Raw genomic sequence first — 13,314 nt, 5'->3', positions numbered from 1 at the left:
ACAAGTGTCATGATTTTGGCACTTGTGACTCTTGCGGGATTAGGGCTAACGTACATTTTTCCAGTCAATACAACCGTTGTTTCCCTGCCCGCTTCCGCTCGAGAATGTGTCATTCCAACCGATTCTTTCCAGCTGAAATGGCGACATTCCGTAGAAAAAACACCTTGGTCTGAACATTACCAACGTGCGTCACAGGGTTTTATGCTGACGGATACCGAACTGGTGTCCTTTGGTGCAGGTACACCCTCAACAGCCCCAGTATTATCCCAAGAAAATGGGCATGTTCGCTTGCAAGTGAATACATTCTTGAAAGAAATTAACTGGATGGTTTCACGTAATATGCAGGGTCAAATGATCTTTGATCGACACCAATGGACGGTGTCGGAACAGCTACCAGACTATAGTTTGGTAAAAATTACTGTTCAACGTATCCCAATCTGGAAAGTTTGGACCTTAGGAGTATGTCAATGAAAGATGCCGAAGAAAAAATAACACTTGAACAATTAGACCCAGAAAAACAACAAGCACTTCTAGAGCAATTTGACCGCGAGTCCGTCACCCGAACCCCGATAAATAAATCAATCCGCTGGTTTATTGCTGCACTCGCGATTTGCTATTCCTTATTTCATATTTTTATTACCTTCAATCCCCTGCCCGAACTGATTCAACGCTCTGCCCATGTCGCGATTGGTTTGGCTTTAATTTTTCTGCTCTATCCTGCTCGGCAGCAAGGCAGCCGTCAGCATGTAGCATGGATGGATTGGATTTTAATGCTCGCGTCCTTAGCCTCCTTTGTGTATTTATGGAAAGAATATCAAGAGATTATGACTACACGCGGGGGAATTCCCAATCAGCTAGATATTGTCTTTGCCATTATGACGGTCATTTTGGTGATTGAAGCGACACGACGCGTGATGGGCTGGATGCTGCCGATTTTAGGGCTGATTTTCTTGGCTTACCCATTTGTGAGTCATCTGGACTGGATGCCAGACCGTTTGCTCACTCGTCCTTACAGCATCAGTGATATTTTTGGGCAAATGTATCTAAAAACCGAAGGCTTATATTCTTCCGCGATTGGTGCCTCTGTCACCTTTATCTTCTTGTTTATTTTGTTTGGGGCATTTTTGGCAAAATCGGGGATGGGGAAACTGTTTAATGATTTGGCCATGGCACTGGCTGGGCACAAACAAGGCGGTCCTGCCAAAGTCGCGGTCATTTCCAGTGGTTTTATGGGCAGCATAAATGGCACCGCTGTTGCCAATGTGGTGGGAACAGGTTCATTCACCATTCCCCTCATGAAAAAAATTGGATATCACAAAAACTTTGCGGGTGCGGTTGAAGCCAGTGCATCTGTAGGTGGGCAAATTTTACCGCCAGTGATGGGGGCCAGCGCGTTTATCATGGCTGAAACAACGGGTGTCAGCTATGGCACGATTGCTTTAGCTGGTGCTTTACCAGCGCTGTTGTATTACTTGGGCGTTATGGCTCAAGTGCATTTTCGGGCGGGTAAAGATCATCTACGCGGTGTACCGAAAGCAGATTTGCCTAGAGTCAAAGATGTCTTAAAAGAACGTGGACATCTGCTGATTCCCATTATTGCCTTGGTCATTTTTTTATTTCAGTCCATCCCCGTCAGTTATGCAGCGGTCTATACCATTTTCCTAACCATCATTGTTGCAGCATGCCGAAAAACAACGCGCATGAGCTTTCAGGATATATTGGATGCGCTGGTTGATGGTGCCAAACAATCCCTCGCTGTCATGGCAGCCTGTGCGCTAGTGGGCATTATTATTGGTGTGGTGAGCTTAACCAGTTTTGGTACGGTCATGACCTCCTCCATTATGAGCATTGGTGCAGGTAGCCTATTCCTGACTTTATTTTTCACCATGATTGCTTCGATGATTTTGGGCATGGGTTTACCTTCCATTCCTGCCTATATCATTACTGCGACTATGGCGGCACCTGCTTTAGCCAATTTTGATATTCCTACCTTAGTGGCACATATGTTTGTGTTCTACTTTGGTTTGTTTGCCAATATTACCCCTCCCGTGGCTTTAGCTGCATTTGCAGGTGCAGGTATTGCAGGTGGTGATCCCATGCGGACGGGCTTTCAAGCCCTCAAACTGTCACTGGCAGGATTTATCGTGCCATTCTTATTTGTCTATAACCCAGCCATGTTAATGATTGATACCACGAGTGTCGCAGTGAATGCCCGCGAATTTGCCTTACCCGCATGGAGTACCGTTATCAGTATTTCGCTGACTTCCATTATCGGGATTTTGGCTTTAGGGGCTGCGGTGGAAGGTTATTTTAAAACTGAACTGAATTGGTTCTGGCGGCTGTTTATGGGTGCAGGCGCTTTACTCATGATTGTGCCTGAAACCATGACCGATATTATTGGCACTGCGATGGTGATTGTTGCAGTGGTCATGAATGTCATGCAGGCGCGCAAAAAAGGCACGCCACAACAGCGGCTTTCTTAGTTGTTAATGACCTTCAACCACTTCTGCACACATAAAAAAACGCTCGATTTCGAGCGTTTTTTATTTTACTTCAAAAGCTAAATCGCATTAAAAAATACGATTCTTGTCTCTATCTGCTTTTGTTAGCTTCTCTGCAATTTTTTCTGCAATGGCTAAATAGCTTTCCGCAGCAGCATCTCCTGCAATGACCGAAGGCTGACCTGCATCTGCATTTTCACGAATTTTTGCATCTAAAGGTAAACGTCCTAAAAGCGGAATGTGATATTGCTCAGACAATTTATCACCACCACCTGTACCAAAAATTTGTTCTTCGAATCCGCAATTTGAACAGATATGGGTCGACATGTTTTCAATGACGCCCATCACTGGAATCTGCACACGGTTAAACAGCTCAATTCCTTTGGTTGCATCCATGAGTGCCACGTTTTGTGGTGTGGTAACAATCACCGCACCCGTCACAGGAATACGCTGCGCAAGGGTTAATTGAATATCCCCTGTACCTGGTGGCATATCAATCACCAGCACATCCAAATCTGGCCATAAGGTTTGATTGAACAATTGCATCAGTGCACCCGTGGCTTTAGGACCACGCCATGCCACTGGGGTATTGTGATCACCCGTCAAATGCCCAATCGAAAGTACCGCAAGACCATAAGCATCGAGTGGGACAAAGTTTTCCGCCTCGATCATTGGGGTTTTACCTGCATTGCCCAACATGGTTGGAATACTTGGACCATAAATGTCGGCATCTAGTACACCCACTTTTAATCCCAATTGCTGTAATGCCAACGCCAGATTAACCGTCGTGGTCGATTTACCGACACCACCTTTACCCGAAGACACCAAAATCACATTTTGAATACGTGGGTGTTTAGGCACATCGCGTTGTTGCGGCGCAGCCTTGGCAATTGGTGGATTATTCGGATCGGTTTCTGTTTCAGTCTGAGCTGGGGCAGCAGCATCCATTACAGGGGGTAAATTGCTTTTTTCATTTTTGGCAGGTGTAGAACAGCTCTCACCTTGGGCATGGTCATGTCCACAGCCACCTGCCTTGTGTCCAGTCTTTTGCTGAATCACATGCATATTGAGTTCCTGAATGCCACATTTTTCGAGGGCATCTGTCAAATCATCATGAATTTGCTGCAAATGATCGGCTTCTTCAGGATAGGTATTAATGGTGATTTGTAAGACCCGACCTTGCACATTAATTTGCGAGATACGGTCTTTTAAGGCGTGATTTGAATTCGGCAAAATGTACTGCTGCAAAACCTGCTGGATTTCTTCTTCTTTCACCTCCTGCGCAGGCGAAAAAACAGATTTAAGTGAAGAAAGCCACGACATACATTTACTCCAAGTCTGGATATACAGCTGAATGGCATAGTTTAACGGTTATTTTCAATCAGGTTAAGCGTTGTACTACGTTGCTTTTTAAATCAAGCCCTAAAAACCAAGTAATTTTGTCAGATTTTAAGCAAAAATCTCTTTTAGATACACAAGCCGCTTTTTGATTTCATCAACCCATGCGCTGAGATTGGTCTGAAATAACAAATCTCCTGATGATAGCCACCCAATTTCCGCCTAGATTGGATAGATCACAGCATCAATCACCACTTTTAAAAATTATAAAGTGCTGCTGAATCACACGGGGCATCGCCTATGAAATTACCACTTCTGCTTTTTCTGGGTCTAACATTTTCCCCTGTGCTGAAAGCTGAAACTTTTCAAGCTTCAAGTGTCAAAACGGCTTCAGGCAGCACCATTCAAGTTGGGGACAGCTTTCATGAGCTGGTGACGCGCATGGGGCAATCACCCAGCTCGATGAGTCTCTATACCTTTACCGAAAATCAGAAACAATACCGAGCCATGCGTTATGTCTATGAAATAGAGGGGAAGCAGTATTTTTTGACGATCGTGGATAACCTGATTCGTCAGATTGAATGGATCAGTCTTGATCCCTGAACTCACTCAACATCCATGCCGAGTGAGCAATGATGACCACAATAAAAATTAAGATTGATCGTGATCATCTTTCTTGAATTTGTTCAGGGTATCGGTTGCCGCTTTTTTAAATTCATCAAACTTTTCAGTCGCTTGAACTTTCAATTCGTCAAATTTAACCGAAGCTTCCTGTTTAAGCTCTGCCGATTTCACCTTGGCTTCATCCAATAGATGGCTGGCTTCAGCTTTTAAATGTTCATAGGTTTCCTGTGCCTGATGCTGTACTTCAGCCCATTTGGCTTTGGCATCTTCAATAGTGCTATCAAACCCTGCATCTTCTTCCACAGCCTGCTGCTCGTCCAGTTTCTGCTTCACATCATCCAGTTTTTGTTCTGCATCTTGTTTCACTTCGGCAGCAGCACTTTTTAAATCCTCAATTGCCTTTTCACCTTCGGCTTGTGCATCTTGTGCGGCTTGTTTGAGGTCATCGCCAAGTTCCGCAGCCTTATCTTTTAATTCATCAATTTTATTTTCAACGGTCATTTTTACACCTTTTTCTGTTATGGCATCTCCCTATAGTTATACCGTGATCTGAATTGAATAAAATACAAAACAGCATATTGAAACAAAGACGCTACAGAATGTTGCGCAGGTGAATTGATCTTCAATCCTTGGCTTTATCTCTGTAAGTCATCAGGCTTACTGCATCCTCACTACCCTGTCATCTGGAGCATCTGCACCCCAATACCTCACCCGCGGTTCTCTATTTTTAAGCTTTAGACGTAGAGATAAAAAAGCCTGAGGTTTTCTTGTTGGCTATTATTTTTATCTGCCCTTGCGCTAAAGTCTGATGGATTTGCAAAGAATTCACGCAATCCCTTATGCAACTTTGCAGCAACTAAGGTAAAATCAATGCCCTTGCATTAACTACGAATGAGAGAGTTATATCCGTGCGCAATATTTTAGTCACTAACGCCCTTCCATACGCCAATGGTCCGATCCATATGGGTCACCTACTCGGTTATATCCAAGCAGATATCTGGGTTCGCGCCATGCGTGCAATGGGACATGATGTGACTTATGTCTGTGCGGATGATGCTCACGGTACGGCAATCATGTTGCGTGCTGAAGCCAATGGCATTAGCCCAGAACAACAAATTGCCAATGTGCAAAAAGAACACATTCGTGATTTTGACGGTTTTGGTGTGCACTTTGACCACTATGATTCAACCCATAGCGACACCAACCGTGCCCGTGCTTCTGAAATTTATGTGAAAAACCGTGAAGCCGGCAACATTGCAGTTCGCCCAGTTTCTCAGTTGTTTGATCCTGAAAAAGGCATGTTCTTGTCTGACCGTTTCATTAAAGGCACTTGCCCGAAATGTAAGGCAGAAGATCAGTATGGCGACTCATGTGAAGTGTGCGGTACGACTTACAATGCCACTGAACTGTTAAATCCAAAATCGACTTTAAGCGGTGCGACACCAGTCGAGAAATCTTCAGATCATTACTTCTTTAAATTGCCAAACTTCGGTGAATATTTACAGAAATGGACGCGTGATGAAGGTCGTTTGCCAGTTTCAATTGCCAACAAGTTAGATGAATGGTTTGAAGCAGGTTTGGCAGATTGGGATATTTCCCGTGATGCGCCTTATTTCGGTTTTGAAATTCCAGATGCACCAAACAAATATTTCTACGTTTGGGTTGATGCCCCGATTGGTTATATGTCGAGTTTTGAAAACTACATTAAAACCAAACGTCCTGAACTCAGCTTCGATGATTTCTGGAAAAAAGATTCTAAAAATGAAGTCTATCACTTCATTGGTAAGGACATTGTTTACTTCCACGCGTTGTTCTGGCCTGCAATGCTTGAAGGTGCAAACTACCGTACCCCATCTGGTTTATTCGTGAATGGTTTCTTGACTGTAAATGGTCAGAAGATGTCGAAATCTCGCGGCACCTTCATTAAAGCTGAAACTTATTTACAGCACTTAAACCCTGAATATTTACGTTACTACTTCGCGTCTAAACTTTCAGACAAAGTCGAAGATTCAGACTTGAACTTGGATGACTTTGTACAAAAAGTGAATTCGGACTTGGTCGGTAAAGTAGTGAACATTGCCAGCCGTTGTGCAAAATTCATTAACACCAAGTTTGATAACAAGTTATCTGCAACGTGTGCAGAGCCTGAATTGGTACAAAGCTTTATTGATGCAGGCGATTCAATTGCCAAAGCCTATGAAGCACGCGAGTTCTCGACTGCGATTCGTGAAATCATGGCGCTTGCCGATAAAGCCAACCAGTACATTGATGAGAAAAAGCCTTGGGCTTTAGCGAAAATTGAAGGTGAAGAACAGCAAGTACATAATGTATGTTCTGTGGGGATTAACCTGTTTCGTCAATTGGCGGTGTATTTAGCGCCAGTCCTTCCGACTTTGGCGGCTCAAGTACAAGACTTCTTGAAGTTAGATCGCTTTGACTTTGCTTCAGCAAAAACTGCATTAGTGAATCATGAAATTGCATTGTTCCAACCATTAATGCAACGTGTAGACCCGAAAGCAGTGGCTGCAATGGTGGATGCATCTAAAGACTCATTAGCTGCGCCTGCTGCTGAACCAGTTAAAGCTGAAAAGAAAAAAGAAAAGAAAGCTGAGAAAAAGCCTGAGCCTAAAGTCGGTGAGGCGGAAATTATTGGCATTGAAGACTTTATGAAAGTTGACCTACGTGTTGCTGAAGTTTTAGAAGCGGCAACGGTTGAAGGTTCGGATAAACTTCTTCAATTGACTTTAAATGTTGGCGAAGCTGAACCGCGTAACGTGTTTAGTGGCATTCGTGAGTTCTACCAACCAGAAGATTTAAAAGGCAAATTGGTGGTGGTGGTGGCGAACCTTGCACCACGTAAGATGCGTTTTGGTATTTCAAACGGCATGGTACTTGCAGCGGGTAATGGCGAAGGTGTTTGGGTGATTTCACCTGAATCTGGTGCTAAAGCTGGTGATAAAGTGTCTTAAGATTTAATTCTTAAATATAAAGCCTCTACTTTTGTAGGGGCTTTTTTTATTGTTTCTGCACTTGTAAAAAAGCTTCACCAACTTCTTTTACATAATTATCAATAACTTTCATAAATAAAAGTGAATCGGTATAATCCAGCTTACTTTCATCATCGTCTATATAAGCAGTTAAAAAGATTGAAGTAATTTGAGCTAAACTAATAGCTGTAAAATGTGCGGGCTCAGTAAAGCCTGAATTAGATTGGCCTACGAGTAACATATCTTCTTTTGCTTCCTGCATTGCATATAGGGAAGCCATTTCATAATAGTCAGCATGAATATTACGACTCGCTAATTTATAATTATGTGACCATTTATCTAAGCCCACATACTCACGAAGCTTTTCTATCTTTGCAACACCTGTATATTTTCGAGCCCAATGCCAACTTTTATCATCACCAATTAGGTCTTTTCTCATTTCAAAGTAGAAACTTAATTCCTCATTTGTAAATGTTTCATGTCCCATTGCTTCTGCTGCTCTATGATGTTCTTCAATACCTTCAACTCTTTTCACTAATCCATATTTGATAAAATCAATAGCAGCTTCTCGACCATGCATTTTAATAATTAAGCATGTAATAACCATCTCATACAACGTACGCCAACGTGCTAATGCTGCATCAGGATATCCACCTTCTAGTAAATAAATGATTTCACCACTTATACGACATGCATGAGCATGCTGTCGCATAAATACACCAATTAATTCATCATTGTTGTATTTTGGGATTTGTAAAAATTGTTTTTGGAAATTCATCCCTGCTTCTAGGCAAATTTCTCTTAAAGCATGAATTTTAATGAAACCTAGAGACCATTTCTCTCTATTTCTTTTTATAAAATCAGTATTACTAGACATTATGTTTTTGAAATTTTCCTTATCGTTAAGTGCAAAATTTCCAATTAAATCTAATGCAATCTTATCAAGCAACTTATCTAAATCAGTCTCTTCATTACCCTCCATAATTTCTTTCTCAACAATTTTTAAAAGTTTTTCAAACATTTTTATCCTAATATTAAAATTCAAATTATTAATATTTATACTCTATAATTTTAAAAAATATCTTTAAACCTTATCTCAAATATTAAAAATTATTATTAACAGTCATAACTCTTAGCAAGATACACGACCTGCGACATGGATGTCGCCCGTTCGTTAAGGGCACATGGACGTGCCTTTTAACGAACAAAGGATTTTTGTTACTTTTGATCCTTCAAAAGTTAGTTAAATCACATGTAAGAATTAATGACTAAAAATTCCCCTCATCCTCTTGCGGAACAATGTTCCTCATCCCATAGGGAGAAGGAACTTCTTAGAATTTTAAAGTCGCATTATCATAAATTTTCTAATTAAATTACTTCGCTGGCTCTCCCCACTGGTTCGACTCAGGCTTGGTTTCCATTACAGACCAAATCAACAATGGAATAAGACCAATAATGGTCAGTGCCAACAGCATCCACCAACCTGAACGGTTCACATCATGCAAACGACGCGCACCAACAGCAAGTGATGGCAATAAAAAGAACAGTGAAAGTAAGCCCGAAATCGCATCTATTCCAGCGTCACTCACGCCTATAATTGCCAAACTTATTCCCAAAATGAGTCCAATTAAAATTTGGAACAAATAGAAATACCAATATTCTTTACGGCGCGCTCGCCCTGAAAAATTGACGTAATTTTTTAAACATTTCATTGACCAGTCGAAGAAGCCAAAATTTCCTTCGGCTTGTAACTGTTCGGAATGTGCATTATTTACTGCTGAAAAAGCGGGTTGGCGAGCAAATGCCATCACATAAATACTAACGGCCTGATTTAAATCATTGACTGAAAAATCGACATATTGCCCACGTGCGGGTGAGGTTTGGTCTTTCCACTCTGAACCAAAGAAGCTATAGCGCTTTCCATCGTCCCCTTGAATTACACCTTCATTAATCTGGATGTTAAAATCTGCTAATGTACCTTTCATTATAAAGTTCCAATTGATATTCAATATTTTATTGTTGGAAATGCCATCATACTGGAACAGTGTATTTTTCTAAAATATATTCCTGTAACCAATTCTTAAATCACTACATAAAAAAATAGCCCTCATGCGAGGACTATTTAGAAAGATTTTTAAGTGAAATCACTTGGGCTTATTTCACCACTTGCACGACTGGCATTGGATATTTGCCGTCTTGAATTGCTTTATCTGGACCGTACATACGTAAAATGATGTAGCAGTCTTTGTTTGGAATTGGCAAGTAGTTAGGATTGTTGGCATTGGCTTTTTCATCTGAACTGAGTTCAATGGTGTACATACCGTCTGCACCTGGTTTAAGGGTACGGTCACCACGGCTATGACGGTTCATTTCATTGTGTGCCATGAGTCGGTCATCCGAACCATAAACGGTAAATGACCAGAACTGGCTTACATTAGGTGCTTTGAAATGAATTTTGTATTTCTTCCCATTGGAACCGTTAATTTTTTTACCGTCTGAACCCACTTCAGTTTTTAAGTAAACGGTTTCATCTGGTGGTAAGCCCCATTGACCTAAATATGTACCTTCTGCAAATAGATCACGTTGTGCATCACCCAGTTGCGCACGTGTACCCAGTAATTTACCTGCATTGGTCATTTTCGGAGCGAGGTCAATAATATGTTGCATACCGAGCTTTTCACCCACTTTTGCAGCAGCGAGTTGCTCTTGAGTCAACTTATAATTACATGGTGCAATCCCCATAGCCTTGCATTGGCTGACCCATTTCTTATCAGCTTCTGCCATGGTGCCTTCACACAACATGAAGTTTACGCGCTCTAACCAAGAGGTTTTTGCAGGGTCTGGATAAGTTCTAACTTTTTGCTCTGGTCCCGCGACACCTAAATATTCAGATAAGGTTCGGATGTTCCATTGGTCCATATAGTTGAGGGCTTTTTTCTCATCTTCTTTGCCCGTCGCCATAATACGACCCATCATTTTCTGCAAATCAGAATCGACATAAATCACTTCATCTACACTGTCTGGAACTGTGCCTTTCCAGTTTTTAAGCGCAAACATGAAACGACCACCTTTGGTGCCACGTGTACGTGCACCAATCATCGCTGTGGTGTAATGCCCCATATCCATGGTGTGCAGAATCCAGTAACGACCTTTGTCAAAATCTGGAATGCTCACAATCACAGGTTCAGCGCCCACGTCTAACCAGCCCATTAAATGTAGGGTATCATTATTGATGGTGGGGTGTGCAGTATAGGTATCGTCTGCGATATGGCGAATGTTTTGGAAACGGTTTAAGGGGGTTTTGGTTTCTACTGCCGTTTCATAGAAAAATTTATAGGCTTCATCTATTGAATAGCCGTACAGATAAGCATCTTCTGCTAATTTATCGGGAATTGCTGCATTGGACATTGTGCTTACTGCTCCAAGCATCATAAGGGAAAGAAGTGCTGTTTTTTTCATGTTATCGCCTTTGTGTTATAAATTTTATATTATTTTGATCACTTTTTAATCTCACTTTCACTAGGTTTTTCGCTTGATTTTCAAACAAAAATTAAAAAAATAATCACTCGTAAAAACAGCAAAAACAGCAAAAACAGCAAAAACAGCACTTTATATAAAATTATGCGCTAAGTTGTGATGCTTGGGTTGTTAAATCCTCTTCATTTTGAAATGGGTAATATTCGCGGGCTGGCTTTATCTGCTTGAAAGATCTATTTTTAAAATTCAACACTCTGGTCAGTCACGTATATTGAGTGAATACGAATAAAAAAGGCCTATTCATTCCGACAATGTCATTGAATGAATAAGCCTTGGGCAATGTTTAGCGCTAACAAAACGCTCAGGAAAATAATTTGAAACGCTTAAGAGCAATATTCTTCGCGTTGATGCTCTATTAAAGACAGTGCTGCATTCCATGCTTTCAGCATCACCATCTCAATGATTTCACCTTCAAATTGCTGTGTGGTGTGTTGACGTACAGCTTCCGAAGGAAGATGTAGCTCTGCGCCACCTGCCATGGCTTTAATTTGCGCTTGGCAAGCACGCTCTAGGAAATAAATTTCGTGGAACGCACGTTGAATGCTATCACCTGTCGATAACAAACCATGATTACGTAAAATCATGACGCGGTTTTGTCCCAAGTTTTTGACTAGACGCTCACGTTCTTCAGTCAACAATGCCACGCCTTCGTATTCGTGGTAGCTGACTTTGTTATAAAACTTCAAAGCATGTTGTGACAGTGGCAATAAACCGTGTTTTTGTGCAGAAACGGCAATACCATCTGCGGTATGAGTATGAATCACGCAGTGCACATCTTTACGTGCATCATGAATGGCTGAGTGAATCACGAAGCCCGCAGTATTGACCATTTTATCTTGATCATACTCCGCAACAATTTTGCCTTCATAATCAATTTTCACCAAATGCGAAGCCGTCATTTTTTCAAACGGAATACCATACTGATTAATCAGAAAATGCCCTTCTTCGCCCGGTACACGCAAGCTGATATGGGTATCAATTAAATCTGTCATGCGGAAATGCGCAATTAGGCGATATAGACCTGCTAGTTGGCAACGTGCTTCCCATTCGGTTGCAGACACAACCTCTTTTAGACTTTGCATGGCTTGTAAACTTGTCATCAGTGAATCCTTCATTTTTTCCATTATTGTTGAACCACCTCACGGCATCATTCCGTGAAGTTATCGTTTTTCCATAAACGTGATCATAGGGCTTAGGGGCTATCGTGATCAGTTTTTTAGTATTGCTCACGAGCAAATACTTCAAAACGAGAAGCATATCCATGCACTACATAGAGCAAAGAATTTAAAACTTTACTCAAGCCTTGTTGGTGAACTTAGCGCAGCATTTCAAAATGCTCAATGTCATTTTCATCCACCTCTAAGCTTAGGTATTGCAAGATTTGACAGTAAATAATGTAATTTCTGCAAAAGATTCCGACTAAATTGCAGTTCTAGTGCAGGTTCAGTTGGTGAAGCTTAATTTCCTAACGTTTCTTCGCCTCTAGCTCGATTGCCAAACTTTCCATTTTTAATTGATATGGAAACTGCTTAGTTTTCTTTATCGGGCATTAGAAATGTGCACGTTTGTTTCAAAAATAAAGGGGGGGTGAACCAAAGTGATTCAATACACGAATAAGCCTTTTACATTAAGCTTCAAATCGCAGCCCTAAGCCTGCGATGGTGTGAATATACTTTGGGGTCAATGCTGAATCGCCAATTTTCGTTCTTAGCTTTTTGACCAAAATGCGTAAATAATGCGTGTCTTCTTCGTGAGTACTGCCCCAAAGCTCCGTCATAATTTGCTTTTGTGGCACGATTTTGCCTTGGTGGCGTATTAATAAAGCCAACAATTGAAATTCTTTTTTGGTGAGTAGAATGTCTTGATTTTCCATTTTGACACTATGTCCAGCCACATCGACCCATAACTGACCATCATCAAATACCACATTCTGTGCAGCTTGTTGTGGTTTGTTGCGGAACATGACCCGAATACGGGCAGAAAGCTCCTGAATACTGAATGGCTTAGTGACGTAGTCATTTGCACCTGCATCTAACAGCATAATTTTCTGTTGTTCATCAGGACGAGCAGACAGCACAATCACGGGGGTCTCTGACCATTGTCTCAGTTCTTTCAGTACCTCTTGTCCGTCTAAGTCGGGTAAACCCAAATCTAAAATCACCACATCAGCTCCACGTGAAGCCAAAATTTCCAGCCCCTGCATGCCATTCTCGGCAATCAGCACTTGATAGCCCTGCGCTCGAAATGCAATGTCGAGAAACTTTCGAATCTGTGGTTCATCATCAATAATTAAAATTGAACCTTGAAGTGGACTGGAGTGTGGCATA

11 protein-coding genes are annotated in these 13,314 nt (G+C 41.5%); 4 read left to right on the top strand and 7 right to left on the bottom strand.

The window, feature by feature from the left end; genetic code table 11:
* Positions 1-9 precede the first annotated feature (9 nt).
* Together ACWQ4X_RS03395 and ACWQ4X_RS03390 are read left to right on the top strand one after the other, a co-directional pair.
* On the top strand, positions 10-471 hold the full coding sequence (locus ACWQ4X_RS03395; RefSeq protein WP_457902728.1) for a DUF1850 domain-containing protein: 462 nt from the start codon (positions 10-12) through the stop codon (positions 469-471).
* Positions 468-2,483, top strand: a complete 2,016-nt coding sequence (locus ACWQ4X_RS03390; protein ID WP_100242715.1) for a TRAP transporter permease — start codon at positions 468-470, stop codon at positions 2,481-2,483. The genes ACWQ4X_RS03395 and ACWQ4X_RS03390 overlap by 4 nt, the downstream gene beginning before the upstream one ends.
* Positions 2,484-2,570: 87 nt before the next feature.
* Here ACWQ4X_RS03390 and apbC read toward each other — a convergent pair whose 3' ends face one another.
* On the bottom strand, positions 2,571-3,824 hold the full coding sequence (gene apbC / locus ACWQ4X_RS03385; RefSeq protein ID WP_457902727.1) for an iron-sulfur cluster carrier protein ApbC: 1,254 nt from the start codon (positions 3,822-3,824) through the stop codon (positions 2,571-2,573).
* A 315-nt stretch (positions 3,825-4,139) separates the two neighbouring features.
* Between apbC and ACWQ4X_RS03380 the strand changes: the two genes are divergently transcribed.
* Positions 4,140-4,442 carry a hypothetical protein gene (locus ACWQ4X_RS03380; RefSeq protein ID WP_142767979.1) on the top strand — a complete coding sequence of 101 codons (303 nt, stop codon included), beginning with the start codon at positions 4,140-4,142 and terminating at the stop codon, positions 4,440-4,442.
* Between the two features lie 48 nt (positions 4,443-4,490).
* Here the strand turns inward: ACWQ4X_RS03380 and ACWQ4X_RS03375 are convergent, their stop codons facing one another.
* Complete coding sequence (locus ACWQ4X_RS03375; protein ID WP_457902726.1) at positions 4,491-4,964, bottom strand: hypothetical protein; 474 nt, start codon at positions 4,962-4,964, stop codon at positions 4,491-4,493.
* Between the two features lie 407 nt (positions 4,965-5,371).
* Here ACWQ4X_RS03375 and metG point away from each other — a divergent pair, with 407 nt between their 5' ends.
* Positions 5,372-7,432, top strand: a complete 2,061-nt coding sequence (metG, locus tag ACWQ4X_RS03370; protein WP_457902725.1) for a methionine--tRNA ligase — start codon at positions 5,372-5,374, stop codon at positions 7,430-7,432.
* A 46-nt stretch (positions 7,433-7,478) separates the two neighbouring features.
* Here the strand turns inward: metG and ACWQ4X_RS03365 are convergent, their stop codons facing one another.
* From ACWQ4X_RS03365 to ACWQ4X_RS03345, 5 genes are all read right to left on the bottom strand, one after another.
* A complete protein-coding gene (locus ACWQ4X_RS03365; protein ID WP_457902724.1) occupies positions 7,479-8,471 on the bottom strand; it encodes a DUF5677 domain-containing protein in 993 nt (330 codons plus the stop codon).
* A gap of 352 nt (positions 8,472-8,823) precedes the next feature.
* Positions 8,824-9,435 (bottom strand): DUF805 domain-containing protein, encoded by a 612-nt coding sequence (locus ACWQ4X_RS03360; RefSeq protein ID WP_457902723.1) that lies wholly within the window; start codon positions 9,433-9,435, stop codon positions 8,824-8,826.
* Positions 9,436-9,604: 169 nt separating this feature from the next.
* Complete coding sequence (locus tag ACWQ4X_RS03355; RefSeq protein ID WP_457902722.1) at positions 9,605-10,909, bottom strand: DUF1254 domain-containing protein; 1,305 nt, start codon at positions 10,907-10,909, stop codon at positions 9,605-9,607.
* 401 nt (positions 10,910-11,310) lie between these two features.
* On the bottom strand, positions 11,311-12,087 hold the full coding sequence (locus tag ACWQ4X_RS03350) for a class II aldolase/adducin family protein (protein ID WP_457902721.1): 777 nt from the start codon (positions 12,085-12,087) through the stop codon (positions 11,311-11,313).
* A 527-nt stretch (positions 12,088-12,614) separates the two neighbouring features.
* A complete protein-coding gene (locus tag ACWQ4X_RS03345; RefSeq protein WP_457902720.1) occupies positions 12,615-13,313 on the bottom strand; it encodes a response regulator transcription factor in 699 nt (232 codons plus the stop codon).
* Position 13,314: the final 1 nt, after the last annotated feature.

It is taken from the genome of Acinetobacter sp. NigerLNRRAM0016, assembly GCF_054112845.1.
The sequence above is the reverse complement of the archived record's forward strand: the minus strand, read 5'-3'. Positions and strand labels throughout refer to the sequence as shown.

What these genes read in the sequence shown, in the direction of transcription:
- ACWQ4X_RS03395 (WP_457902728.1), top strand. Translation starts at nt 10, where the DNA reads ATGATTTTGGCACTTGTGACTCTTGCGGGATTAGGGCTAACGTACATT.
- ACWQ4X_RS03390 (WP_100242715.1), top strand. Translation starts at nt 468, where the DNA reads ATGAAAGATGCCGAAGAAAAAATAACACTTGAACAATTAGACCCAGAA.
- apbC (WP_457902727.1), bottom strand. Translation starts at nt 3,824, where the DNA reads ATGTCGTGGCTTTCTTCACTTAAATCTGTTTTTTCGCCTGCGCAGGAG.
- ACWQ4X_RS03380 (WP_142767979.1), top strand. Translation starts at nt 4,140, where the DNA reads ATGAAATTACCACTTCTGCTTTTTCTGGGTCTAACATTTTCCCCTGTG.
- ACWQ4X_RS03375 (WP_457902726.1), bottom strand. Translation starts at nt 4,964, where the DNA reads ATGACCGTTGAAAATAAAATTGATGAATTAAAAGATAAGGCTGCGGAA.
- ACWQ4X_RS03365 (WP_457902724.1), bottom strand. Translation starts at nt 8,471, where the DNA reads ATGTTTGAAAAACTTTTAAAAATTGTTGAGAAAGAAATTATGGAGGGT.
- ACWQ4X_RS03360 (WP_457902723.1), bottom strand. Translation starts at nt 9,435, where the DNA reads ATGAAAGGTACATTAGCAGATTTTAACATCCAGATTAATGAAGGTGTA.
- ACWQ4X_RS03355 (WP_457902722.1), bottom strand. Translation starts at nt 10,909, where the DNA reads ATGAAAAAAACAGCACTTCTTTCCCTTATGATGCTTGGAGCAGTAAGC.
- ACWQ4X_RS03350 (WP_457902721.1), bottom strand. Translation starts at nt 12,087, where the DNA reads ATGACAAGTTTACAAGCCATGCAAAGTCTAAAAGAGGTTGTGTCTGCA.
- ACWQ4X_RS03345 (WP_457902720.1), bottom strand. Translation starts at nt 13,313, where the DNA reads ATGCCACACTCCAGTCCACTTCAAGGTTCAATTTTAATTATTGATGAT.